Source organism: Arthrobacter sp. SW1 (assembly GCF_001766675.1).
Lineage (GTDB): Bacteria > Actinomycetota > Actinomycetes > Actinomycetales > Micrococcaceae > Arthrobacter.
Genome location: NZ_MJLT01000056.1, coordinates 36,924 through 61,025 on the forward strand (window position 1 = coordinate 36,924; position 24,102 = coordinate 61,025).

The following is a 24,102-nucleotide window of genomic DNA, read 5'->3' on the forward strand; positions in this document are numbered from 1 at the left end:
GTCGCTGCCTGGCCTGCCGGGTGTTCCGGGCCTGCCTGGGGGCAACCCTGGTACTCCTGATACTCCTGGCACTCCGGGTGTTCCGTCTTTGCCGGGTGTTCCTGGTGTGGGTGGTTTGGTGGATCCGGTTGTGGGTCTTCCGGCTGGTTTGCTGGATTCCCTGGGTGGTGTGGTTCCGGGCCTTCCTGGCCTGTCTGGCGGTAATCCCGGCACTCCGGGTACCCCTGGTGTTCCGTCTTTGCCTGGGCTTCCGGGTGTAGGTGAGTTGCCGGGTCTGCCGTCGCTGCCTGGCCAGCCGAGCGTTCCGGGCCTGCCTGGTGGCAACCCTGGCACCCCTGGAACTCCGGGTGTTCCGTCTTTGCCAGGTGTTCCTGGTGTGGGTGGCTTGGTGGATCCGGTTGTGGGTCTTCCGGCTGGTTTGCTGGATTCCTTGGGTGGTGTGGTTCCGGGTGTCCCGGGCCTGCCGGGTGGCACGCCCGGTGCCCCTGGTCTCCCGTCGCTGCCTGGCCTGCCGAGTGTTCCGGGTCTGCCTGGTGGCAACCCTGGCACCCCTGGCACTCCGGGTGTTCCGTCTTTGCCGGGTGTTCCTGGTGTGGGTGGTTTGGTGGATCCGGTTGTGGGTCTTCCGACTGGTTTGCTGGATTCCCTGGGTGGTGTGGTTCCGGGTGTTCCTGGCCTGCCTGGCGGTAATCCCGGTACTCCGGGTACCCCTGGTGTTCCGTCCTTGCCTGGGCTTCCGGGTGTAGGTGAGCTGCCGGGTCTGCCAAACGTTCCGGGTTTGCCGGGCCTGCCGGGTGGCAACCCTGGCACTCCGGGTGCGCCCGGTGGCGATCCGGGCGTTGTGGTTCCGGTTCCTGGCCTGGGTACGGTTCGTGCTGGTCTGACGCCTGAGGGTGTGAGTGTTGGCAAGGATCTGAATGTTGCCGGTGTGAAGGACGTTTGGGATCTGACGGCGGGTCCGGGTGGTGTTTCGACTACTGACCGGATCGGTACGGACGATCTTTTCGTTGACGTCAAGGCAGATGCTCCGACCGACGGCAGCGTTCCTTCGGGATCGTTGAGCCTTCCGGGCGCGGGCACGGTAGAACTGCCGGTCCTCCCTGGCTTCCCAGGTCTCCCGGCAGATCCGTCCACCGGAGCAGTGGACGGGATTGTCGACACCGTGGCCGGCCTGCCGTCTGGGATCCTGACCGGTGACGGCACCGAGCCCGACGCCGGAGCCCTCGGTGCTGCTGCACCGGTCCTCCTTCCGGTTCTCGAGCTGGTGCCCGATACCGCAAGGAGCATCGCAGACGATCCCACTAACCTGAGTGGCCTCCTCGCCGCCCCGGTCACCGCCCTTGGAACTGCCGTCAACGCGGCGTCGTCCGCTGTCCCTGGCGCAACCGCCCCCGGAGCCACTGTCCCTGGCGGCAGCACTCCTGGCGCGACTGTTCCCGGTGGAACCGCACCCGGTGCAACCACACCCGGCACCACCGTTCCGGGTGGTTCCGGAACGGGCGGCGCCCCCGGCACCGCTCCGGGATCGACTGGCCCCGTCCCCGGCTCGACCGGCACCGTTCCTGGTTCGGGCAGCCTGCCCGGAGCTGGGGGTTCGACCGGCTCCGTTTCCGGAGGGGTCGACGCCGGTCATTGGGCTAACGTCTCCGGCCTCGGACTGCACGGCGTACTTCCGGGCGGTGTTCCCGCCGTCGGAAGCTCCGGCAACACCGGCTGGGGCATGGCCGGCTGGGACGCTTCCAACGGCGTCGGCGGCGCCTTGCCGAATACCGGCAACGAGCTGTTCGGACCGGCCGCGGCCGGCGCAGCGATGCTGCTGGGCGGCGTTCCGCTCCTCGCCTTCGGCAGCCGCCGCAAGGCCTGATGACCTGCCCGGCCCGGTGCACATCACCGGGCCGGGCAGTCACCGGCCCTTCCAATCCTGGACGGCCCGTGAGGCATCGCCATGACCGATTCCGTGGAGAGGAGTCCGCGTCACCGCATTCGCAAGCAAGGCATTGATTCGCAGCGCATGACCAACGCCCGGCCGGAAAGCATTTCCGGGAAGCGCTACTGGCCCGGGCGCCACCGCCACTGCAGCATCCGCAAGGGACAGAGGCACGGATGGCGGTACAGAAACAAAAAACGCGGCGCTACCGGCGCCGCACGGAGTAAAGGTAGAGAACAGTGTCGTCAGCGACCAAACGCCAATATTCTTCCGAAGTAAAGCTGGCAGCAGTCCAGGCCTATCTGGACGGAACCGCCAAGACCCAGGTGCTTGAGCATTTCGGTGTCCGCAGCGTGGTTTCGCTGGAGGAGTGGATCAGGATTTTCCGCAAGCAAGGCGCCGAAGGTCTCCGCACCAAGCGGCGCGGCCGGCCGCGCAAGGTCCAGGACGTCGCGTCCGCACAGCGCATGCCGGGCCTGGCCCACTAGGAAACTCCGACGGCGGCAACGGCCCCGGGCGCCCAGCCCGGGTGCCGTCGTCGCAACGCACCGCCGCCGCAGTTGTTGGCTCCGGCCGCTACTTCGCGGGGCTCACCAATTGGATGAGGTTCCCGCAGGTGTCGTCGAAGACTGCGGTGATCACCGGACCGTACGGGACCGGCGGCTGTGTGAAGGTGACGCCCTGGCCTTCGAGCTCCTTGTGGGCGGACTCCACGTCCTCCACGGCGAACGAGGCAGCAGGGATGCCGTCCGCGACGAGCGCTTTCTTGTACGCCTGTGCCGCCGGGTGCTGGTCCGGTTCAAGCAGGAGCTGGACGCCGTCCGGCTCGCCTGCGCCCACCACGGTCAGCCAGCGGTAGTCACCGGCGGGGACGTCCTCCTTGGGAACAAATCCCAACTTTTCCGTGTAGAACTCGAGGGCCTTGGCTTGGTCGTCGACAAAGACGCTGGTCACATGGATCCTGGCCTGCATTGCGCATCTCCTTGCGGGTTCATTTCTTGCTGGGTTCGCTTCGATTCCGGCTGGTGGTGCCGATCCTACCGGGCGGGTACGACAGGAACTTAGGGGTCCGCGAGCACCCGTTCCAGCATGGCGACGCCTGAATCCCTGAACGCAAAGTCGCCGATGCCGTGTGCCCACACTATGGTCCCGATGGCCTGGTTGAGGTTCTCCAGCCGCCAGATGGTGTCCTCCGCCGGGCCGATGCGCCGCCCATAGCCCTCGTAAAACGCATCCTCCAAGGCAGCGCTGCCAAGGAACTGCTGGTGGGACAGCCGGACAAGGTCGTGCACCCAGGGCCTGGCATCCGCCCGCCCGAAGTCGATGACCTTGATGCGGCCCCCATCCTGCAGCCAGTTCCGCGGCTGGTAGTCGCCGTGTGTGGTCACCAGCTGGACAGGAACGGCGGGGAGCGCGGCGAGTTCCGCACCCGCCCGGGCGAGCATCCCGGCGTCGAGCAGGCCGCGGCCCTTCTTCAGCAACAGCTCCGTGGTGTAGCGGAGCTTCTTCGCGTATTCCGTGGACTCTGCCAGCGGGCGGTGGAGCGCGGCCAGGAGCGCCCCGGCCTGGCGGTACATTTCGGGGGCGTGCTCCGCGGGCGTCCCTTCGACCAGCTTGCCTGGAAGGAACTCCGTGACCAGGATTCCGGCGTCGGGCGAAGCATGCCGCAGCACGGGAAAGCTGCCCTGCGGCCCGGGCATGCCATGGGCGTGGGCCGCGATTTCGCGCCGGATGTGGTGGCTGGTGGCGCTGGCCTTCACGGCGAACTGCCCGGCCGCCGTTGAAACATGCAGAACGGTGGTGTCCTGCAGCGGCCAGGAGTAGTCCGCAATAACGGAATACGGCCCGAGCCATTCTTCCAGCAGTGCGCACTGTTTTTCCGTCATCCCCTGCGGCATGGTCCCAAGCATGCCAGAGGCACCGGGCGGCCGCCCGGTGCAGGGGATAAACGCCCGACGCCGGCCACCCACCAAAGGCGGGGACCGGCGTCGGGCGTTAAAGGCGGTGGAGCGCGAAGTTACGCGGTGACTGCCAGGGCGTCGATCTCGACGAGCATGACCTCGTGCGGCAGGTCGACGAAGACCGTGGTGCGGCTGGGGAGCTGGCCGCTGGGGACGTTCTCGTTGATGAATTCGCCGTAGACCTCGTTCATGGCGGCGAAGTCGTCGCGGGTGGTGAGGTAGACGCGGAACATGATGACGTCCTCAACCGAGGAGCCGCCGGCCTCCAGGATGGCCTTGACGTTCTCCAGGGTGCGGCGGGTCTGGGCGCGGACGTCGCCGTCGCCGATGTACTGGTTGGTGGCCGGATCCATGGGGCCCTGGCCGGACACCTGGAACATGCCGCCCTTCTTCACGCCCTGGGAGAAGGTGTGGGCGGGGGCGGGGGCGTTGTCGGTGCGGACGATCGTCTTGGCGCTCATACTGCGTTCCTTTCGGTTGGGGTCCAGCCGAGATCTTGTGAAATGGCTGCTGTGGTTGACTTGAGATCGGGGAGCAGGCCCATCAGGCCTTCGTAATCGAGCATCACGATCGGCACGGAGCATGAGGCCGCGGCCACCACGGCGCCGCTCGCGTCCCGGATGGGCGCGGCGATGCAGTGCACAAAGGCTTCGTGCTCGGCGTTGTCGTGTGCCCAGCCCTGTTTCCGGACCACGTCCAGTTCGGCCAGCAGGGCTTCGGGGGAGGTGAGGGTGTTTTCGGTGACCTTCACGTAGTCCAGCCCGGCGGCGATCTTTTCCTGCCGGGCGCGCGGCATGTCCGCGAGCAGGATCTTCGCGACGGCGGCCGAGTGCAGCGACGCCGTCAGGCCGATCCGCGAGTACATCCGCACGGGGTGGTGGGATTCGAACTTGTCGATGTAGACCACGGAGCCGCCTTCGAATGCGGCCAGGTGCACGGTGTGCCCGGTGCGGGCGTTGAAGTCGGCAAGGTGCGGCCGGGCGACCTCCCGGATGTCCCGCTGCTCCAGTGCCAGGGAGGACAGCTCGAACAGCTTGGAACCGAGGCGGAACCGCTGATCGTCATCCCGGAATACCAAACGCTTCTCTTCGAGGGCGTGGAGCAGGCGCATCACGGTGGTCTTGTGGACGGCGGCGCTCTTGGACAGTTCGTCCAGGGTGGCGGGCTTCGCCGCGAGTTCGTCCAGCAGGTCGATGGCCCGCATCAGGCTCTGGCTCATGGTGTGGTGCTCTTTTCGGGCAGCTCGAAATGACCGGTGGAAACCCGGATTCCAGCCCATTGTTCATCACTGCAGTCCAGGATCGCGGCGAGCTCGGCGGCCTCGGGCAGCGGGCCCCGGTCCCCGTGCACGGTGAGGGTGCAGGCCGCGGCGGCGTGTCCGCGGCGGAGGCTGGCCTTCTGGCTCAGCCCGAACAGCACGCCGCTGAGGTACCCGGCGGCGAAGGAATCGCCCGCGCCCACCGGTTCCACGACCTCTACGGACAGTGCGGGAACTTCGTCCCGGCTGCCGTCCCGGTGCAGGGCGATGGCGCTGATCGCCTCGTTCTTGATGACGACGACGGCGGGGTCCGGCATGAGCGCGCGGAGCTCGCTTTCGTCCGTGGTGCCGAAGGCGTGTTCGGCTTCATCCTTGCCCACCAGCACGATGTCCGCGAGGTTGGCCAGCTTCCGAAGCACGGATTTGTCCTGCCCTTCCCAGAGGGCGGCGCGCCAGTTGACGTCGAAGGTGATGAGCCGGCCGCTGCGAGGGGCCTTGAGCAGGACTTCCAGCAGCGCGCGGCAGTCGGCAGAGAGCGCGGCGGTGATGCCGCTGAGGTGGACGAGCCCGGCCTTGCCGATCAGCTCCGCGACGGCCGGGTTCGCGAGGGTGGCCGGAGCCATGGCGGAGGCGGCGGAACCCTGCCGGTAGTACAAAACCGAGCTGCCGGCGTCGGGATCGGAGTCCTGCGCGGGGATCTTGACGTACAGGCCGGTGGGACGGCTGGAATCCACTTCGACGCCGGTGACGCCCACGCCGTGGTCCTTGAGGTCCTCGATGATCCGGGTGCCGAAGCCGTCGTGGCCCACGCGGCCAACCCAGTGCGCTTCCAGCCCCATGGCGGCCAGGCCCATGGCGACGTTGGATTCGGCCCCGCCGATGCTGCAGTGCAGTTCTTCGGCGCGGTGCAGGGGGACCCCGTTCATGGGGGTCAGCATGGCCATGGTCTCGCCGATGCAAACAGCTGAAGGCATAAACGCTCCCCTTCTTCAGGTATACCGAGGCCTTGACGCCCAATCCTGGACCATGTTAGACATATCACCAACAGCTTTGCAACCAGCGTTGCAAAATACGCAACGCAGTCCTTGGTGCGCCGGACAACGACCGTCCGGCCCCGTGAAGGGAAAACATGTCCATCTCCGAAGCCGGATCAACAGCCCCAGCAATCGCCGCCGACGCCGTCGAGCGGCTTTCTTCGGTTCCGCTGAGCTGGCGGCACAAGGCCGTGCCCGCTGCCGCGAACGGAATCACCGCCGGCGACTTCATCCAGGCCCGCCACACGCTCGCCGACCTGCAGACGCCGCTGCTCACCCTCGACGGCCGCGCCCTGGAGAACAACGCCGACCGCCTGGCAGCCTGGTGCGCCGAAAAGGGCGTGAAGCTTGCCCCGCACGGCAAAACCACCATGGCCCCGCAGCTCTGGGCCGAGCAGCTGGAACGCGGTGCCTGGGGCATCACCCTGGCCAACTACGCCCAGCTGCGGGTGGCGCACCAGTTCGGTGTGCGCCGGCTGCAGCTGGCCAACAGCCTCACCGATCCGCGCGCCATCGAATGGGTGGCCTCCGTGGTGGGGGCCGAGCAGACCATCCTGTCCTGGGTGGATTCCGTGGACACCGTGGACCTGATCGGCCGCACCCTGGAAGGCGCCGGCGGCAGCACCGTGCTGGACGTCCTCGTGGAGCTTGGTGCCCATGGCGGCCGCACGGGCGCGCGCGGCCTGGACGCCGCGCTCGAGGTGGCCCGTGCCGCTGCGGCATCCCCGCATCTGCGCCTGGTGGGCGTCAGCGGCTACGAAGGCTCGCTCGCCCACACCGCCGACGCCGATGCCCTCGCCGCCGTGCGCGGCTACCTCGGCCAGATGCTCGAACTTCACCGCACGCTGCTCGCTGAGGGGCTGTACGGCTCGGACGAGTTGATCGTCACCGCAGGCGGCAGCGCCTACTTCGACGACGTCGTCGACGTCCTCTCGCCGGCCATCGGCAGCGACGGCGGCACGACCGTGGAGCTGCTCATCCGCAGCGGCGCGTACATCATCCACGACGACGGCTTCTACCGTGTCATCTCGCCGTTCTCCCGCGACGGCGGGCAACCCTTCCGCTCCGCGATGCACGGCTGGGCCCGCGTGGTATCCCAGCCGGAGCCCGGCCTGGCGTTGCTCGACGCCGGCAAGCGCGACCTTCCCGTCGACGAAGGCCTGCCCGTGCCGCAGCTGATCGGCCCGGCGCTCGGCGGAGCCATGGGCCCGCTGGCCGGTGCGGAGATCACCGCGGTCAACGACCAGCACTCCTTCCTGCGCTTCGACCCCGCCACCACCACGGTCCGCACCGGCGACGTGGTGCGGCTGGGCCTTTCCCACCCGTGCACGGCCTTCGACAAATGGACCTTGATCCCGGTGCTGGCTGACACGGATGGTGACCAGACCGTCGTCGACCTCATCCACACCTTTTTCTAGGAGCAGCCGGATGAAGACACTCATCAGCAACGCCGTCCTGATCGACGGCACCGGCGACGCCCGGCGGAACGCCGACGTCCTGGTGGACGGCACCGTGATCGCAAAGATCGCCGACGCCGGCAGCCTCACCGCCGAGTCAGCGGACCGCGTCATCGACGCCACGGGCCTGGTCCTCAGCCCCGGATTCATCGACATGCACGCCCATTCGGACCTGCAGCTCCTGGTCACCCCGGACCACTACGCCAAGCTCAGCCAGGGCGTCACCACCGAACTCCTCGGCCAGGACGGCCTGTCCTACGCGCCCGTGGACGACGCCACGCTGGCCGGCGTGCGCCAGAAGATCGCCGGCTGGAACGACAACCCGGACGATTTCGACTGGAACTGGCGCACCGTGGGCGAGTACCTCGACCGCCTCGATACCGAGAATGACGGCGGCCGGATCGCCACGAACGCCGCCTACCTCGTGCCGCAGGGCACCGTGCGGGCGCTCGTCATGGGCTTCGGCGAAGACGAAGCCACGCCGGAGCAGCTGGAGCAGATGCGCGAGGTGGTCCGGACCGCGATGGCGGAGGGCGCCGTCGGGATGTCCTCCGGCCTGACCTATACGCCCGGCATGTACGCCACCACCGAGGAACTTGGCGCGCTGTGCAGCGCGGTGGGCGAGCTGGACGGCTTCTACGCCCCGCACCACCGCTCCTACGGCAAGGGTGCACTGGAGGCCTACGCCGAAATGATCGGCCTCAGCCGGGACACCGGATGCGCCCTGCACCTGTCCCACGCCACCATGAACTTCGCCGAAAACAAGGGCCGCGCGGGCGAACTGCTGGCCCTGATCGACGAGGCCCTGGACGCCGGCGTGGACATCACCCTGGACACCTACCCGTACCTGCCCGGCGCCACCACGCTCTCGGCCATCCTGCCCAGCTGGGCCTCGGCCGGCGGCACGGACGCCACCCTGGAACGGCTCCGCGACCCCGGAACCAAGGCGAAGATCCGCGAAAACGTGGAGATCTACGGATCCGACGGCTGCCACGGCGTGGTGGCCGAATGGGACACCCTGGAAATCAGCGGGGTGCAGAACCAGGCGCTGGCCGGCTACGTGGGCCGGACCATCGAACAGATCGCGCAGGACGAAGGCCGCGAGCCGTTCGAGGTGTTCACGCAGATCCTGCTGGATGACCGCTGCGGCACCGGCATCCTGCAGCACGTGGGCCACGAGGAAAACGTCCGCGCCATCATGGTGCACCGCACGCACACCGGCGGCAGCGACGGCCTGCTGGTCGGCGGCAAGCCGCACCCGCGCGCGTGGGGCACCTTCCCGCGCTACCTTGGCCACTACAGCCGCGAACTGGGGCTGATGAGCCTGGAAGAAACCGTCCACCACCTCAGCGGCCGGCCCGCCGCGCGGCTCAAGCTGGACCGCCGCGGCCTGGTCCGCGAAGGCTACGCCGCGGACCTGGTCCTGTTCGACCCGGAGACCGTCCGCGACACCGCCACCTTTGAAAACCCCCGCCAGGCAGCCGCCGGCATCGAGTACGTGTTCGTCAACGGCACGGCAGCGATCGACGGCGGGAAGCCCACCGGCGCCCGTGCCGGCCGTGCCCTGCGCCGCCACGCCGACGGCCTCACCAGAACAGGAACAAGCGCATGACTCCCGAAGAATTCGTCCGGCAGCTCGAGACCGACCGCACCCTCGCCGTCGTCCGCGCCTCCGGCATCCCCGACGCCGCCGGGCTCTGCCACGCGCTCGCCTCGGGCGGCATCCGCAGCGTGGAACTGACCTTCACGACGCCGGACGCCCTCACCCACGTGCGCCGCGCCGCGGACACCGCCGCGGAGCACGGCGCCGCGATCGGCATCGGCACCGTCCTCACCGCGGACCAGGCCAAGGCCGCGATCGACGCCGGCGCCCAGTTCCTGGTCACTCCGGGCCTGCGTCCGGAGGTCGCCGAGGTGGCGGTGCGCGCTGGAATTCCGTTCAGCCTGGGCGCCATGACCCCCACAGAGGTGGCCCAGGCCCTGGACCTCGGCTCCGCCGCGGTGAAGATCTTCCCGGCACGCCAGCTGGGACCGGTGTACCTGAAGGACCTCCAGGGCCCGTACCCGGGCATCAAGCTCCTGCCCTCCGGCGGCATCGACGCCTCCAATGCCAAGGGCTACCTCGACGCCGGAGCCGCCGCGGTCTGCTGCGGCACCAGCGTCGTGCCCCCCGCCGCAGTCGCCGCCGGTGACTGGGCAGACATCTCAGCACGGGCCGCCGCCTTCACCGGCGCCCTCACGTAAACCCACCGGAAAGGAACATTCAATGACTGAATTCCTGGACTGGCTGCGGCACGACACCGCGGGCCTGCTACTCCTCGCGGGCGCGGGCATCGCGCTCCTGCTTTTCCTGATCATCAAGGTCAAGGTCGAACCGTTCATCGCCCTTGTCGCCACCAGCGTCCTCGTCGCCCTGGTGGGCGGCGTGACCATCGAAGCGCTGGTGGGTTCACCGGTCAAGAGCGGCGACGCCCTCATTGAAAAGGGCTTCGCCGGCATCCTCGGCCACATCACCCTCATCATCGGCCTCGGCACCGTGCTCGGCGCCATCCTGGAGCGCTCCGGCGGCGCGGAGGTGCTGCTCGGCAAGCTGGTGAAGATCTTCGGCGAAAAGGGCACCCCGCTCGCCATGGGCATCACCGGCTTCGTGCTGGGCATCCCGGTCTTTTTCGACATCGGCATCTTCGTGCTGGCCCCGCTGGTCTACGTCGCGGCGGTCCGCGGCGGCAAGTCCCTGGCCCTGTACGCGCTGCCGCTGCTGGCAGGCCTCTCCGTCACCCACGCCTTCCTGCCCCCGCACCCGGGCCCTGTGGCTGCTGCCGGCCTGTTCCACGTTGAACTCGGCTGGATCATCCTCATGGGCCTCGCCTGCGGCATCCCGGCCTGGTTCGCCTCCGGTATCCTCTGGGGCACCTGGATCGGCAAGCGCGTCAACATCCCCGTCCCCGAAGACCGCGTGATCGCCGAGGCCGAGGAAGCCAAGGGCCACGAACCCTCCATCGGCCTGGTGGCCATGGCCATCGGCCTGCCCATGGTGCTGATCCTCGGCGCCACCTTCGGCAACGTCTTCCTGCCCGCCGGAACCCTCCGCGACGTGCTGATCTTCTTCGGCAACCCGGCCATCGCGCTGACGGTCGCCGTCGCGCTGTCCATGTGGCTGCTCGGCATCCGCCGCGGCATGACCGCCCAGGACCTCTCCGAACTCAGCTCCGCATCCCTGAAGCCCGTGGGCATGATCCTCCTGGTGGTCGGCGCCGGCGCCTTCTTCGGCGCAGTGCTGTCCGCCACCGGCGTGGGCAAGGCCGTGGCCGAAACCCTCTCCGCCGCGGGCCTGCCCGTCATCCTGGCCGCCTACGTGATCGCCTGCGGCATGCGCATCGCCCAGGGTTCGGCCACGGTGGCGATCGTGACCACCGGCGGCATCCTTGCCCCCGAGCTGACCTCCGGCGACTACTCCCAGCCCGAGCTCGCGCTGATCGCCATCGCCATCTCCTCCGGCTCGATCATCGCCAGCCACGTCAACGACGGCGGTTTCTGGATCATCTCCAAGTACTTCAACATGTCCGTCAAGGACACGCTGAAGACGTGGACGGTCCTGGAAACCGTGCTGTCCGTGGTCGGCTTCGGCATGGCCGTGCTGCTGTACCAGTTCGTCTAGCTTTACCGGACACCCCGACGGCGGGTGGCCACCCGGGCGCGATTGCTCCCGGGGCGGCCACCCGCCGTCGTTGTTTAACGGGTTCAGCGGGCGGGGCCGCGGGCGGGGCTGGGGCGTTCCCGGGCCGTCGCGGCGTTCCCTCCCGCTTGCATCTGGATCCTGGGGCTGCGCCCTGCCAACTTCCGCGGATTTCCGGCATCCTGCCGGGCTTGGTTTGGAAGCAAGCGGGAAGGAGCGTCGATTCAACACTGCCGAACCGCGAACACCCGGGGCCAGGGACGCGGCTTAAAACAAAGAGCTCCGGAGTGCGTTATTGGGGGATACGCACTCCGGAGCGGTCTTTGGAGCAGTTGCCTTGCGGTTCCTGCTGACAATTAGCTTACGTGCCGATTTCCGGTATCGCCAGCACCTCGAATAACTACTTTCGCTTTAGTTTCAAGCGGTATGTTTTGGCCCGTTTTTCCTTATATTTCAGGGTTTTTAGGCCTACGCGGAATCCTCGTCGTCTTCGTCCATCTCGTCGCCGGCGCGGTGGGCATGCCGGGCCTGGACGGCCTTGGTCAAGGGCACGATCATGACGGGCCGGCCCTGGTGGTGGCTCAGCCAGGAGGCCACCGATCCGTTCAGTGCCTCCGAGATCCTGTGCCCGATTCCCGGCTCCGGGCTGCCCACGATGATCATGGCCGCATCGATTTCAGCGGCCAGCCGGCCGAGGGCGCGGGCGGGGTCGCCTGCCAGCAGGCGCAGGGTCCATTCCAAGCCGCTGCCTTCGGCGAGCTCGGTGATGCGGGATTTCAGTCCCTGCCGCACGGCGGCGATGTCGGCGTCGTCCTTTTCCGGGTGCAGGGACAAGCGGTGGGTATCCCGGGACGGGTCCCACTCCACCAGGTAGCTGGCCTCGTCCACATACGCGCAGACCAGGGGCGTGTTGAGCCGTTCGGCGAAGTTGCGGGCCGTTCGGAACACCTCGGGATGCTGCTCCGGCAGGATGCCGAGAAGCAACGGGGACCGTCCACTGAAGCCTTCAGACATATTCACATTGTCGCGCTCCGCCTTGCCGATGAACAGGCGTCGGGGCCGGCGGCAGTTAAGGGTGCAGGTAAACGCAAGGGCCCCGCCGGGGGAACCGGCAGGGCCCTTGGTGAAGCCAGGAACGCTTAGGCGTTGCTGTACATGGCGGCCATCGAGACCATGATGATCGTGACGATGATGCCGGCCAGGATGCCCACGTAGCCGATCACGAGGCCGGCAATGGCCAGGCCGCGGCCGCCTTCACCGGTGTTCTTGATCTGGTTCAGGGCGATGTGGCCCAGGATGACGCCGAGGAGGCTGATGAAGAACGAGGAAATCAGCGAGGCGATGGCCAGTGTGTTGGTCTTGGGTGCGGGTGCGGCGTAGTTGGCTGCGTAGTTTGCAGGCTGCTGGTAGTCAGGAGTGCTCATTGTGGTGTGTGATCCCTTCGATCCGGACGTGTGGTCCCCCCGGCCCGCACTATGCGGACGGCAGCAACAAACTATCAATTCACCGGACAAACCGTCACCTCCCAGCCGGAAGGACCTACGGTTCCAGCCCGCGTTTCCACGTCATGGTGACGTTGAAGTTGGACTTGGCGCTCGCTGCGGCAATGAATGCGCCGGCCTCGGCATGCATGTCGATTCCGAACTCGACGCAGACCTCGTCCGGCCGGTGCTCGATGCTCAGGAGCTCGTTGATCACGCCCTGGACGGCCGGGCGGACGTTGCTTAGCGCGCGCTCGAAGCTCTGCTGGGCCCGCGCGAAGACGCCGGTGTGGTCGGCAGCGTGGCCGCCGCCCCGGGTCACGGGAACGGAACCGGCGGAAACTTCGACGACGACCGTGCCGCCGTCGTCGGTGGTGTACTCAATCAACTGGCCCACGCCTGTTCCTTTCCTGCCAAGGGCGCGATACCCATGCCGCAAGCAAGCCGGCCAGCGTCACGGGGAGGAAGTATGCAAGCTGGAACGCGAGCGGCTGCGAACGGATCCATGCCAGCGCCACAGCGAACAGGGCCAGGCCGAGGATCACGCCGGCAGCCCTGCGCGGTGCCGGCTCCCGGAGGCACAGGATTCCCACCGCAGCGGCCGCCAGGCATTGCATCACTGTCAGGAACGTGGCCGTGCCCACCGCCATACGCTCCAGTCCGCCCCATCCCAGCACGAACGACGCCAGCGCCGCCACGATCACCGCCAGGCGGCCTGCGATCTTCCGCGTGGGGAAACCGGCCACAGCCATCGTGCACAGGGCCGCCGGAATCAGCAGGCCCAGCGCCACCGCAAGCGGGATCGCGTCGGAATCCATCTTGTAGACGTACCAGTAGTAATCCGTCACGGCTAACGCGCCGACGATCCCCGCCAGCGCGAGCAGGAGCCCGCCCCCGAAGCCCACCCACGCGGGCCATTGGGGCGCTTCCTTGCGTTCCGCTGCTGCAGGGGCTGCCGGCGGGGGAGCAGCCGCGCGCTCGTCTTTCCCGGGGTCCCGGGCGGTATCGCGCGGTTCCTCGGCGGCCCGGCGCCCTGCTTCTTGCCGCTCCTCCGCCTTGCGCGTCTCCTCCGCCCGCTTCAGCTCGGCGCGTGCCGCCGTCGCGAGTCCTTCCGGATCCGCCGCGCCGGGATCCACCGCGGCGAGCTCGACGGCGACATCCAGGACGGCCTGCCAGTTTCCGCCGTGCGCGTGGTAGCGGAGCTCGCTCTGCAGCTCTGCCACGCGGAGGCGGCGCTCGCAGTCGCGGCGCCTGGCGGAGGCATCCGGATAGTCGGGCTCGTCCTCGAGTTGTGCGTATCCTTCCGCCGCGGCGGCCCAGTCCTCGGCGTCTTCCGCTTCGCGGGCTTCCCAGTAGCGCTCGCTGAGCCCGTGCCGGTGCAGGGCAGCGGTGCGCAGCGCTTCGGCATCCCGGTAGCCGGGCTGGAGGGTCAGAAGATCCTCGAAAAGTTCGGCCGCCTGCTCGAAGTGCCGGGTGCGGAGCTCGGCGCTGGCCTGGACGTAGAGGGCACGCAACTGTGCCTGGCGCGTCCGCTCGTCCTGCGCCCGCGGCTCCTGTTTGGGCGTTGTGCCTGCCGGCGGGGTGCGGGGTGGCTGGGTGGCGGGCGGAAGGATACCGGGCGGCTCGGCACCTGCGGCGGGTGGCTTGGGAACCCCCGCGAGCCTGAACAGCCTGGTGGATCCGCCCCTGACGTACAGGGCGGGGGTCACCCATTCGAGTGTGCCGTCCGGGCTGGCCATGACCGAGATCCGGCCCACCCGGGCTGCTTCGTCGACCGCCCTGCCGTTGGCGATGGCCGCGTAGAAGCCGTGGGCGAAGGCAATCGCCGCCGAATCGCTGATGGCAAACTGCATCGCCGCCACGGCGTTGATCCCGCTCCGCACCAGGGACGCGGCGGTCCCCGCGAAAAGATCGGACTGGCTCATCTCGCCCGAAGAACACGAGTTGAGCACCACCAGGCGGGGGCGGGGCGCCGCAATGCTCAACAGGGCCATGAAGCGGACCGCGCGCACCATCGCGGAGCGCCCGTCCGGGCCTTCCAGGGCGATCCGGCCCTCGTCGCTGCGGTAGTCGTAGTCCCCGTGGCCGATGAAATGCACAATGTGCCACGGCCCGGCCAGCAGCGCGGACTGCACTGAATCCCAGGTACCGTCGGCAGCCCAGGCAAGTTCAACGCGCCCTTCGGAAACCGGGCCGGCCAGGGCCTGCGACAGGTTCCGCTTCTCCGTCTCCACGTCGAGGGCGGGGAGGTCGCGCGGGGCGGCCACGATGCCGAGGATCCGCAGCGGAGGAGTGATCTCCAGTGGATTGACGTGGTAGTCCGGAGCGGGAATGTGGCGCAGCAGCGGTTCCGTCTGGCAAAGGTAGCTTTCAGTCTCCGGGTCGAACAGCGTTTCCCAAGGCAAGGCAGCGAGTTCCGGGGCGGCCAGCCGGAGGACAACCCTCAGCTGTTGGCTGGAGTGTTGGGCCGCGCCCAGGCTCGCCCGGTACGTCCCGTAGACCTCCCGGGTGAACAGGGCCTGGAAGAGTTCCTGCCCGGCGGCCCGCACCGGGAGCTCCATGACGGGAGTAGTGCGGCGCGCTGCCACGCTGGAGGCCAGGATGGTCGCTTCCAGCTCGGAGCGCCGGGTGAGGATGGAGTCGACGTCGAGCGTGAACGAGCCCGACGCGTGGCCGCCGGCGGGAGCCTGCACCACGTGCACTGTGTATTCGCCCAAGGTTGAGCCGGACCCGATTTCCAGCTCGATGTCACAGTCCACCCCGCGTCCCCTTAACCGCGGACCATGTCCCGCCCATGATCTCTAGCTAAAGCGTGGCCCTGCACGGCTCCCCGCGCAAGTGGCCCGGACCGTATATTGAACAGCACCCGTGGCGCGCCTAGCGTTAAGTGCACAGAAAGGGGTGGTCCGCATGGAAATCTTCATGTGGTGGCTGGATCTGGACCTTGAAAGCAAAGAATGGCTGCGGGAAAACCTGCGGGCCACGGAGCTGCCCCTGGGCGTCCTCCAAGGAATCGCGGAAGCCGGCGGCCCGCATCCGGACAGCCTCAGTGGCGGACTGAGCCAGGCCGACTGGGACTTCATCGAAACCCAATCGGAGTTTGTGGACTGACCCTGGCGGATAACGGACCGTAGCCGGCAAAAACCCGTTGCCACCCGCTGCGCCTGGTGGTTGCATGGGGACCATGGCTAACGCAGAGAGTTACATCTTGGCGATCGGGACCAAAAAAGGCTTGTGGCTTGCGCACAGCGAGGACCGCAAGGAATGGTCCCTCACCGGCCCGCATTTCCTCATGAGCGAGATCCCCAGCATCGGGATCGATACCCGCGGGGAATCTCCGCGCATCATGGTTGGCGTGCGGTCCGAACATTGGGGGCCCACCGTGGCGCACTCCGATGACCTTGGCGCCTCGTGGACCGAACCGGAACACGGGGCCATTTCCTTTCCCGAAGATGCCGGGGCTGCATTGGAGCGGGTCTGGCAGATCTATCCCGACGCCGACTCCCGGCCCGGCGTCGTCTGGGCCGGCTGCGAGCCGATTTCCGTCTGGAAATCCACCGACGGCGGCGAGCATTTCGAGCTGAACCGCGGCCTCTGGGACCACCCGCACCGCAGCGAGTGGGGCGCCGGCTACGGCGGCGCGGCGGCGCACTCGATCGTGGTGGATCCCAGCGGCGAGAAGGTGCACATCGCCATGAGCACCGGCGGCGTATACAGATCGCTCGACGGCGGCGCCTCCTGGGAGGCCCGCAACAAGGGGATCTCGGCGTACTTCATGCCGGATCCCAATCCCGAGTTCGGCCAGTGCGTGCACAAGATCGCGGCGGATGCCGCCGTCGACGGCCGCCTGTACGCGCAGAACCACCACGGCGTCTACCGCACGGACGACGGCGGCGAGAACTGGGAGTCGATCGCGGAGGGCCTGCCCGCGGACTTCGGTTTCGTGATGCTCACCCATCCGCGCCGCTCCGGCACCGCCTGGGTGATTCCGTTGAAGGCCGACGGCGAACGCATCCCGCCGGATGCCCGGCTCGCCGTGCACCGGACTGACGACGCCGGGGCCAGTTGGAAGCGACTGGAAACCGGCCTGCCGGAGCGGGAGTACAACGCGGTGCTGCGTGATGCGGCGTCCGTGGATACCGCCGAACCTGTGGGCGTGTATTTCGGGACCAGGGGCGGCGCGGTCTACGCGAGTGCGGATGAGGGGGAGAGTTTCAGCGAGGTGGTGTCGCACCTGCCGGATGTGCTGTGCGTTCGGGCTGCCGTGGTGCGTGGCGCCGCCGCTCCCGTCCCGGCCGACGCCGCGGCTGCGCCGGCCGGGGGCTAGGGGCGGACTTGGCTGAGATCACCGTGGTGCTGCCGGGAGTCCTGCAGCCTCTCGCCGGCGGGCAGTCCGTACTGACTGCGCCCGCCGGCGGGGCCGTGACCGTTGATGCGTTGCTTGACGCTGTGACCGGGGATTACCCGGTACTTGCCCGGCGGATCCGGGACGAGACCGGAGCCCTGCGCCGCTACGTGAATATTTACGTCAACGGTGAAGAGGTCCGGCGCCTGAGGGGCTTGGAAACCGAAGTGGCGGCGGGCCAGGAAGTGGTGATCATCCAGTCCGTGGCCGGCGGTTGAGGGATTGCTGGGGCGGGCCGGTCAGGCCACTCGCCACAGCGTGCATTCGTCCGTATTGATGGCCTTGCGCAGGCCGCTCAGCTGGTCCATGATCCACACGACGCCGATGCCCGGCGCTGTTTCCTGGACGCTGCCCCTGCGGATGACCACGTCATCGTACGCGGGGCCCACGGAGAGGCGGGCTTCGATCTGGTCGCCGCGGTGCAGCTGGTCGATGGCTCGGATTCGGGTGGTTCGGGCTGGTACTTCCTTCAACATGGTGGCCTCCTTGGCTGGAGTCGCCGGCGTTTGCCGGCAAGACCAGTGTGGCGGGCGAATGTTGCAGGGTGGTTTCGCGGCCGTTAGCGTCCCGTAAGTTCCAAAAGTCCTTAAGCGCGAACTGGCAGCAGATGCCCTCTGAATCGAATCTAAGGGGCATCTGCTGCCAGTTCGCGCTGGTTTTGGAAGGTGGCGACGGCGGGTGGTGCGGGTGCTAGCGCAGGCCGAGCTCCGCCGTCGGGGTCTTGAAGGATTCACGCGCGGTGAGCGCGGAAACTGCGGCGATCAGGCAGATGGCGCCGGTGAAGATGCTGATCTGCACCCAGCCGCCGGCCTTGGTGCCGCCGATGGCGGTGACGATCGCCGGGGCGAAGCCGGCCATCAGGAAGCCGAGCTGCGTGCCGATGGCCAAGCCGGAGAAGCGCACGCGGGTGCTGAACATCTCGCCGTAGAAGGACGGCCACACGGCGTTCGCGGCGGCGTACCCGCAGGAGAAGTAGGCGATGGACACCAGGAACATGAGCGGCACCATGCCCGATTCGAGCGTCAGCAGGAACACCGGGGTCATGACGGCGCTGGCCGCGGCTCCGTAGATGAAGACGGGCTTGCGGCCGATCCGGTCGGCGAGGTTTCCGAACAGGGGCTGCGTTCCGAGGGCCACGATGTTCGCCACCACTACGAGCCAGAGGGTGACAGTGCCGTCAACATGCGCCACATCCTTGGCGTACTTGATGGCGAGGGTGCCGAAGACGGTGCTGACCGCGGCGATGAAGGCGCAGCAGACAACGCGCAGCACGTCGCGCCAGTGCAGGCGCAGGAGGTCGGCCACGGGGAGCTTGGCGATCTGGTGGTTCTTCTTGGCTTCGGCGAAGGCGGGCGGTTCGTGCAGGGTGCGGCGGATGAAGAACGCCACCAGGACGACGACGGCGCTCAGCCAGAACGGGATGCGCCAGCCGATGCCGTACTTGATCTCGTCCGGAAGGGCGACGACGGGAATGAAGACGAGCGCTGCGAGGACCTGGCCGCCCTGGGTTCCGGTGAGGGTCCAGGATGTGAAGAAGGAACGGCGGTTGTCCGGGGCGTGTTCGAGCGTCATGGAGGACGCGCCGGCCTGCTCGCCCGCGGCGGAAAGGCCCTGGCAGAGGCGGGCCAGGACCAGCAGCGCCGGTGCCCACCAACCGATGGTCTTGAAGTCCGGCAGGCAGCCGATCACGAAGGTGGCCGCGCCCATGAGGACCAAGGTGAACATCAGCACCCGCTGCCGGCCGATCCGGTCGCCGAAGTGGCCCAGGATCACCGCGCCGACGGGCCGGGCCACGTAGGCGAAGCCGAAGGTGGCGAAGGACATGATGGCCGCGTTCGCATCCGCGCTGGGGAAGAAGACGTGCGGGAAGATCAGCGCCGCGGCCGATCCGAAGATGAAGAAGTCGTAGTACTCGACGGCGCTGCCGAGGAAGCTGGCGAGGGCCGCCTTCTTGGGGGTCCCCGGGGAAGCGGATGTTCCCGGCGCCGTAGACGGGATGGTGTGGCTCATGGTGTTCCTTCGCTGTGACGACGGTGTCGCATCGGGATTCCCCCAAGCTCTCACGATGTGGGAGCTACTTGTGCAATATAGAAATGATGGCTGTGAGCGCGATCACCTGTCAAGAAAGTTACTCACGATCTAGATATAGCTCTCACGATGTGGCAATCTTTCCTCATGAGCGTCAAAGAAGACTCGAAAACGGACATGATCGGCAAAGCCCTGGGCCTCCTGGTGCTCCTGGGCAACGAGCCCCGCGGGGCAAGCGCCTCCGAGCTGTCGCGGCAGGCCGATCTGCCATTCAGTACTACGTACCGCCTTCTTGGCTCGCTGACGCGGGACGGTTTTGTGGATTACGAGCCGGACGGCCGCCGCTACCACCTGGGCCTGCGGGTGTTCCAGCTGGGCCAGCGCGTCTCCAATCACCACGGCTTTGCCGGAACCGCCCGCCCCATCCTGCAGAAGGTCACGGATGCCACGGGCGAGGCCACCATCCTGTCCGTGCGGGACGGCCACCACCACCTCACCGTGAACAAGGTTGACGGTCCGCAGATGTTCCGGGTGACCAGCGATCCCGGCCACCTCGGCATGTTGCACACGACGGCGGTGGGCAAGGCTTTGGTGGCGTTCGCGGCCGACGACGAACGCGGGCAGTTGCTCGAAGAGCTGGAGCTCGAGCCACTCACGGAGCATTCGATCACCGACCGCGAAGCGTTCCGGGCCGAGATTGAGAAGATCCGCCGCCAGGGCTTCGCGCTGATGGATGAGGAAAACGAGGTGGGCATGCGCGCCATCGCGGCGCCCGTCCTTAACGGTCAGGGGGTCGCCTTCGCTTCGCTCGCGACGGCGGCTCCGGTCTTCCGGATGAGCGTGGAGCAGATGCAGGCCGTGGTGCCGCTGCTGAAGGACGCCGCCGCGGAACTTTCGGCCCGCCTGCCCCAGCGGTGATGCGCGAACTGGCAGCAGATGCCCATAAAACGCGATTCAAAGGTCATCTGCTGCCAGTTCGCGCTTATCGAGGAAAGGTAAAAGTTCGCGATAAGAACACTAGTGCAATATATGAACACTGGGTGTAAGCTGGTTCATACCGCAAGGCGCCTGGCCTCCTTGAAGCCGCCGCCGGAGTTGTCAAAGGAGCAATGCGCATGAGTACTCGAGCCGAGTCCTACCTGCTGGGCCTGATCGGTGAAGGCGTCGTGCCATCCCTGTCGCCGGCCATGCATGAACGGGAGGCGGACCGCCAGGGCCTGCGCTGCCTGTACCGCCCCATCGACCTGCTCGAACTCGCCCTGCCGGCCACCGCCGTCGGCGATCTCCTCACCGCCGCCCACCGTATGGGCTTCAACGGCCTCAACATCACGCACCCCTGCAAGCAGCTGGTGCTGCCGTACCTGGACGAGGTCTCCGAGGATGCCCGCCGCCTGGGTGCCGTGAACACGGTGCTGATCGAGGGCGGTCGCTTCATCGGGCACAACACTGATTTCTCCGGCTTCGCCTCCGCGCTCGCGGAGGGCCTGCCGGGCGCTTCGCTGGAGCGCGTGGTGCAGCTGGGCGCCGGCGGCGCCGGGTCCGCCGTCGCGTACGCGCTGCTGTCCGCGGGCGTCCGCGCCCTGGACCTCGTGGACATGGACCCCGCCCGCGCGGCCGAACGCGCCGCCGAACTGTCCGGCTTCTTCCCGGATGCCACCGTCACGGCGCGCTCGACGGCGGAGCTGCCGCAGCTGATGCCGCTGGCCGACGGCCTGGTGCACTGCACCCCGGTGGGCATGGCCGCGCATCCAGGGACCCCGTTGGACATGTCCCTCGTGGAGGCGCGGCACTGGGTGGCGGACATCGTCTACCGGCCGATCGAAACGCAGTTGGTGCGCGAGGCCCGGGACAAGGGCTGCCGCGTGCTCGACGGCGGACGCATGGCCGTGGGCCAGGCCGCCGACGCTTTCCGCATCTTCACCGGCCGCGACGCCGATGCCGCCCGGATGCGCGAGCACTTCCTCGAGCTGATCGCCGCCGAGGAAAAGGTGGCCGCCTGATGCGCACCGGAATCGCCACGGTGTGCCTGTCCGGCACGTTGAAGGAGAAGATGCAGGCCTGTGCCATCGCGGGCTTCGACGGCATCGAGATCTTCGAACAGGACCTGGTCACCTCGCCGCTCAGCCCCGAGGACATCCGGAAAACGGCCGCTGACCTGGGCCTCGGCCTGGACCTGTACCAGCCCTTCCGCGACTTCGACAGCGTCCCGCCGGAACTCCTCAAGGAGAACCTGCGCCGCGCCGCGGCGAAGTTCGAGCTCATGTCCCGGCTGGGCATGGACACCGTCCTGGTGTGCAGCAATGTGGCCACCGCGGAGATCGACGACGACGGCCTGCGGGCCGAGCAGCTCGGCCGCCTTGCGCAGCTGGCCGGGGAGCACGGAGTGAAGGTCGCGTACGAGGCCCTCGCCTGGGGCAAATACGTCAACGACTACGAGCACGCCCATCGCCTGGTGCAGATGGTGGACCACCCTAACCTGGGCACCTGCCTGGACTCCTTCCACATCCTCTCCCGCGACTGGGACACCGCCCCCATCGAGGCCTTCGATGCGGAGAAGATCTTTTTCGTGCAGGTGGCAGACGCCCCCAAGCTCTCCATGGACGTGCTGTCCTGGAGCCGCCACTACCGGGTTTTCCCCGGGGAGGGGCAGTTCGAGCTCGCCAAGTTCATGGGCCACATCGTCCGCGCGGGCTACGCCGGTCCGGTGTCGCTGGAGATCTTCAACGACGTCTTCCGCCAGTCGGACGTGGAGCGCACCGCCATCGACGCGATGCGCTCGCTGATCTGGCTTGAGGAACAGAGCGCCAAGTGGCTGGACGCGAACAGTGCGAACGGGAACGACGGCGCCGGCTCGGCTTCGGCGGGCAGCCCCGCGAAGGCGCCCGGCCGCCGTCGTTATCCGATGGAACTGGCCACGCTGCCCAAGGTGGCGGAGCCCGCCGGCTTCAACTTCGCCGAGGTCAAGGCGGACGACACCGCGGGGCTGGAGAAGCTCCTGAGCCAGCTGGGCTTCGCGTTCGAAGGCCGGCACCGCACCAAGGACGTGCAGCTGTGGTCCATGGGCCAGGCCCGCGTGATCATCAATGAACAGGCGGCCTCGCACGCGGAACCCGCCATTGCGGCGCTGGGGTTCGACGTCGACAATCCCGTGATTGCCTCCGCCCGCGCCCAGCAGCTCAAGGCACCTGTGGTTCCGCGGAAGGTGCAGGCGGACGAGGAAGTCTTCCAGGGCATCGCCGCCCCGGATTCCACCGAGATTTTTCTGTGCCAGGGCAGCCCGGACGGCACGGCGGCGTGGACTCATGAATTCGGTGACGGACTTGCCGCGTCAAGCGGGACCGGCGCCGTCATCGACCACGTGAATCTGGCCCAGCCCTGGCAGCACTTCGACGAAGCCGTGCTCTTCTACACGAGCGCGCTGGCTTTGGAACCGGCGCCGTTCGCGGAGGTGCCGAGCCCCACCGGCCTGGTGCGTTCGCAGGTCATGCAGACCTCGGACCGTGCCGTGCGGCTGGTGCTGAACCTCGCGCCGCTGATCCAGCAGGAGCAGGACGGGCGGGACGCCCACCACAAGAGCTACCAGGAGCACATCGCCTTCGCGGTGGATGACCTGGTGGCCACGGCCCGGGCCGCCAAGGACCGCGGCCTGGACTTCCTGCAGATCCCGGCCAACTACTACGAGGACCTGGCCGCCCGTTTCTACATGGAACCCGGTTTCCTGGCCACCCTGAAGGAACTCAACCTGCTGTATGACCGCGATTCCAGCGGTGAGTTCCTGCACTTCTACACCGCCACCGTGGGCAGCGTGTTCTTCGAAATGGTGGAACGCCGCGGAGGCTACGACGGCTACGGTGCCCCGAACGCCCCGGTACGCCACGCCGTCCAGTACGACTCCCTGCATCCCGACCACGCCCGCCGCTGAGCCGGCACCCAAACCACAGCAACCGAAAGGAGCCGGCCATGACCATCGACGCACATGGCACGCACCGCGCCGAAGGCGCTGCCGAAGCGAAAACCGCCGGGCAGGACACTGACGAGCTCGTCCCCGCCGCCGAGGCACACGCGGCCCACGTGCTGGACGCCGCCGCGGAGTCGCAGGCGGACATCAGCGCCGAAATCGCCGCGATCGGCGAGGCGTACCGCAGGGAACTGAAGGACGGCGCCGCCCCGGAGACCCAGCCCCGCCTGGACTTCGCCCCGTACCGCAGCTCGCTCCTGCGCCACCCCACCAAGAGCCTGCACCACGCGGACCCGGAGACCATCGAGCTGTACTCGCCGGCGTTCGGGCACCAGGACGTGCACGCCCTGGAAGCTGACCTGACCATCCAGCACAACGGCGAGCCGCTCGGCGAGCGGATCATTGTGGCGGGCAAGGTGCTCGACGGCGATGGCCGCCCGGTTGCCGGCCAGCTGGTGGAGATCTGGCAGGCCAACGCCGCCGGCCGCTACGTCCACAAGCGGGATCAGCACCCCGCCCCGCTGGACCCGAACTTCACCGGCGTGGGCCGCTGCATCACGGGCCCGGACGGTTCCTACCGCTTCACCACCATCAAGCCCGGTGCCTACCCGTGGAAGAACCACCTCAACGCCTGGCGCCCGGCCCACATCCACTTCTCCATGTTCGGCACGGACTTCACCCAGCGCATCGTCACCCAGATGTACTTCCCGGGGGACCAGCTGTTCCCGCTGGATCCCATCTACCAGTCGATCGTGGACCAGGACGCCCGGGACCGGCTTGTGGCCAGCTACGACCATGACCTCACCGAACCCGAATGGGCCCTTGGCTACCGCTGGGACATCATCCTCACCGGGTCCAAGCGGACCTGGACCGAGAACGAAGCATTCGGCGACGCCGGCGACGACGAGGAGTAGGAA

25 protein-coding genes are annotated in these 24,102 nt (G+C 67.7%); 14 read left to right on the forward strand and 11 right to left on the reverse strand.

The window, feature by feature from the left end; genetic code table 11:
* Positions 1 to 317 precede the first annotated feature (317 nt).
* The 3 genes from BIU82_RS20265 (at position 318) to BIU82_RS16180 (ending at position 2,415) form a co-directional block, all read left to right on the forward strand.
* The gene (locus BIU82_RS20265) at positions 318 to 746 is read left to right on the forward strand and encodes a hypothetical protein (RefSeq protein ID WP_139146661.1); all 429 of its coding nucleotides are present in this window, start codon (positions 318 to 320) and stop codon (positions 744 to 746) included.
* Between the two features lie 182 nt (positions 747 to 928).
* Entirely contained in the window at positions 929 to 1,864 is a 936-nt protein-coding gene (locus tag BIU82_RS16175) for a hypothetical protein (RefSeq protein ID WP_070350487.1), read from the forward strand.
* 302 nt (positions 1,865 to 2,166) lie between these two features.
* Positions 2,167 to 2,415, forward strand: a complete 249-nt coding sequence (locus BIU82_RS16180; protein WP_070350488.1) for a helix-turn-helix domain-containing protein — start codon at positions 2,167 to 2,169, stop codon at positions 2,413 to 2,415.
* An 88-nt stretch (positions 2,416 to 2,503) separates the two neighbouring features.
* Here BIU82_RS16180 and BIU82_RS16185 read toward each other — a convergent pair whose 3' ends face one another.
* The 5 genes from BIU82_RS16185 to BIU82_RS16205 form a co-directional block, all read right to left on the reverse strand.
* On the reverse strand, positions 2,504 to 2,899 hold the full coding sequence (locus BIU82_RS16185; RefSeq protein ID WP_070350489.1) for a VOC family protein: 396 nt from the start codon (positions 2,897 to 2,899) through the stop codon (positions 2,504 to 2,506).
* A gap of 89 nt (positions 2,900 to 2,988) precedes the next feature.
* Positions 2,989 to 3,813: an aminoglycoside phosphotransferase family protein gene (locus tag BIU82_RS16190; protein WP_171906568.1), complete on the reverse strand. Its 825-nt coding sequence runs from the start codon at positions 3,811 to 3,813 to the stop codon at positions 2,989 to 2,991.
* Positions 3,814 to 3,944: 131 nt separating this feature from the next.
* On the reverse strand, positions 3,945 to 4,349 hold the full coding sequence (locus BIU82_RS16195; RefSeq protein ID WP_070350491.1) for a Rid family detoxifying hydrolase: 405 nt from the start codon (positions 4,347 to 4,349) through the stop codon (positions 3,945 to 3,947).
* Positions 4,346 to 5,107, reverse strand: a complete 762-nt coding sequence (locus BIU82_RS16200) for an IclR family transcriptional regulator (protein WP_070350492.1) — start codon at positions 5,105 to 5,107, stop codon at positions 4,346 to 4,348. The genes BIU82_RS16195 and BIU82_RS16200 overlap by 4 nt, the downstream gene beginning before the upstream one ends.
* Positions 5,104 to 6,120 (reverse strand): sugar kinase, encoded by a 1,017-nt coding sequence (locus tag BIU82_RS16205; protein WP_070350493.1) that lies wholly within the window; start codon positions 6,118 to 6,120, stop codon positions 5,104 to 5,106. The genes BIU82_RS16200 and BIU82_RS16205 overlap by 4 nt, the downstream gene beginning before the upstream one ends.
* A 155-nt stretch (positions 6,121 to 6,275) precedes the next feature.
* On the opposite strand from BIU82_RS16205, the gene BIU82_RS16210 reads away from it, so the two are divergent.
* The 4 genes from BIU82_RS16210 to BIU82_RS16225 are packed head-to-tail and all read left to right on the forward strand — an operon-like array spanning position 6,276 to position 11,295.
* A complete protein-coding gene (locus BIU82_RS16210) occupies positions 6,276 to 7,598 on the forward strand; it encodes an alanine racemase (protein WP_070350494.1) in 1,323 nt (440 codons plus the stop codon).
* Between the two features lie 10 nt (positions 7,599 to 7,608).
* Positions 7,609 to 9,249 carry a D-aminoacylase gene (locus BIU82_RS16215; RefSeq protein ID WP_070350495.1) on the forward strand — a complete coding sequence of 547 codons (1,641 nt, stop codon included), beginning with the start codon at positions 7,609 to 7,611 and terminating at the stop codon, positions 9,247 to 9,249.
* Entirely contained in the window at positions 9,246 to 9,881 is a 636-nt protein-coding gene (locus BIU82_RS16220) for a bifunctional 4-hydroxy-2-oxoglutarate aldolase/2-dehydro-3-deoxy-phosphogluconate aldolase (protein ID WP_070350496.1), read from the forward strand. Before BIU82_RS16215 ends, BIU82_RS16220 begins: the two co-directional genes overlap by 4 nt.
* A gap of 22 nt (positions 9,882 to 9,903) precedes the next feature.
* The gene (locus tag BIU82_RS16225; RefSeq protein WP_070350497.1) at positions 9,904 to 11,295 is read left to right on the forward strand and encodes a gluconate:H+ symporter; all 1,392 of its coding nucleotides are present in this window, start codon (positions 9,904 to 9,906) and stop codon (positions 11,293 to 11,295) included.
* 486 nt (positions 11,296 to 11,781) lie between these two features.
* Here BIU82_RS16225 and BIU82_RS16230 read toward each other — a convergent pair whose 3' ends face one another.
* From BIU82_RS16230 to BIU82_RS16245, 4 genes are all read right to left on the reverse strand, one after another.
* Positions 11,782 to 12,327 carry a universal stress protein gene (locus BIU82_RS16230; protein WP_083292392.1) on the reverse strand — a complete coding sequence of 182 codons (546 nt, stop codon included), beginning with the start codon at positions 12,325 to 12,327 and terminating at the stop codon, positions 11,782 to 11,784.
* Positions 12,328 to 12,452: 125 nt separating this feature from the next.
* A complete protein-coding gene (locus BIU82_RS16235) occupies positions 12,453 to 12,737 on the reverse strand; it encodes a DUF4190 domain-containing protein (protein WP_070350498.1) in 285 nt (94 codons plus the stop codon).
* Between the two features lie 115 nt (positions 12,738 to 12,852).
* Positions 12,853 to 13,191 (reverse strand): CU044_2847 family protein, encoded by a 339-nt coding sequence (locus BIU82_RS16240; RefSeq protein WP_070350499.1) that lies wholly within the window; start codon positions 13,189 to 13,191, stop codon positions 12,853 to 12,855.
* Complete coding sequence (locus tag BIU82_RS16245; RefSeq protein WP_070350500.1) at positions 13,175 to 15,553, reverse strand: CHAT domain-containing protein; 2,379 nt, start codon at positions 15,551 to 15,553, stop codon at positions 13,175 to 13,177. Before BIU82_RS16245 ends, BIU82_RS16240 begins: the two co-directional genes overlap by 17 nt.
* A gap of 151 nt (positions 15,554 to 15,704) precedes the next feature.
* Between BIU82_RS16245 and BIU82_RS16250 the strand changes: the two genes are divergently transcribed.
* The 3 genes from BIU82_RS16250 to BIU82_RS16260 all read left to right on the forward strand — a co-directional run bounded on the left by BIU82_RS16250 (position 15,705) and on the right by BIU82_RS16260 (position 17,417).
* Positions 15,705 to 15,905 carry a hypothetical protein gene (locus BIU82_RS16250; RefSeq protein ID WP_070350623.1) on the forward strand — a complete coding sequence of 67 codons (201 nt, stop codon included), beginning with the start codon at positions 15,705 to 15,707 and terminating at the stop codon, positions 15,903 to 15,905.
* A gap of 64 nt (positions 15,906 to 15,969) precedes the next feature.
* Positions 15,970 to 17,121, forward strand: a complete 1,152-nt coding sequence (locus BIU82_RS16255) for a glycosyl hydrolase (RefSeq protein WP_070350501.1) — start codon at positions 15,970 to 15,972, stop codon at positions 17,119 to 17,121.
* An 8-nt stretch (positions 17,122 to 17,129) separates the two neighbouring features.
* Positions 17,130 to 17,417: a MoaD/ThiS family protein gene (locus BIU82_RS16260; protein ID WP_070350502.1), complete on the forward strand. Its 288-nt coding sequence runs from the start codon at positions 17,130 to 17,132 to the stop codon at positions 17,415 to 17,417.
* A gap of 21 nt (positions 17,418 to 17,438) precedes the next feature.
* Here BIU82_RS16260 and BIU82_RS16265 read toward each other — a convergent pair whose 3' ends face one another.
* Positions 17,439 to 17,675 (reverse strand): hypothetical protein, encoded by a 237-nt coding sequence (locus tag BIU82_RS16265; RefSeq protein WP_070350503.1) that lies wholly within the window; start codon positions 17,673 to 17,675, stop codon positions 17,439 to 17,441.
* Positions 17,676 to 17,889: 214 nt separating this feature from the next.
* Positions 17,890 to 19,209, reverse strand: coding sequence for an MFS transporter (locus BIU82_RS16270; protein WP_070350504.1), 1,320 nt, complete (start codon positions 19,207 to 19,209; stop codon positions 17,890 to 17,892).
* A 165-nt stretch (positions 19,210 to 19,374) separates the two neighbouring features.
* Between BIU82_RS16270 and BIU82_RS16275 the strand changes: the two genes are divergently transcribed.
* From BIU82_RS16275 to pcaH, 4 genes are all read left to right on the forward strand, one after another.
* Positions 19,375 to 20,145: an IclR family transcriptional regulator gene (locus tag BIU82_RS16275; RefSeq protein ID WP_070350624.1), complete on the forward strand. Its 771-nt coding sequence runs from the start codon at positions 19,375 to 19,377 to the stop codon at positions 20,143 to 20,145.
* 197 nt (positions 20,146 to 20,342) lie between these two features.
* Complete coding sequence (locus tag BIU82_RS16280) at positions 20,343 to 21,227, forward strand: shikimate dehydrogenase (protein ID WP_070350625.1); 885 nt, start codon at positions 20,343 to 20,345, stop codon at positions 21,225 to 21,227.
* On the forward strand, positions 21,227 to 23,149 hold the full coding sequence (locus tag BIU82_RS16285; RefSeq protein WP_070350505.1) for a sugar phosphate isomerase/epimerase and 4-hydroxyphenylpyruvate domain-containing protein: 1,923 nt from the start codon (positions 21,227 to 21,229) through the stop codon (positions 23,147 to 23,149). Before BIU82_RS16280 ends, BIU82_RS16285 begins: the two co-directional genes overlap by 1 nt.
* A 38-nt stretch (positions 23,150 to 23,187) precedes the next feature.
* The gene (pcaH, locus tag BIU82_RS16290; RefSeq protein ID WP_083292393.1) at positions 23,188 to 24,099 is read left to right on the forward strand and encodes a protocatechuate 3,4-dioxygenase subunit beta; all 912 of its coding nucleotides are present in this window, start codon (positions 23,188 to 23,190) and stop codon (positions 24,097 to 24,099) included.
* Positions 24,100 to 24,102: the final 3 nt, after the last annotated feature.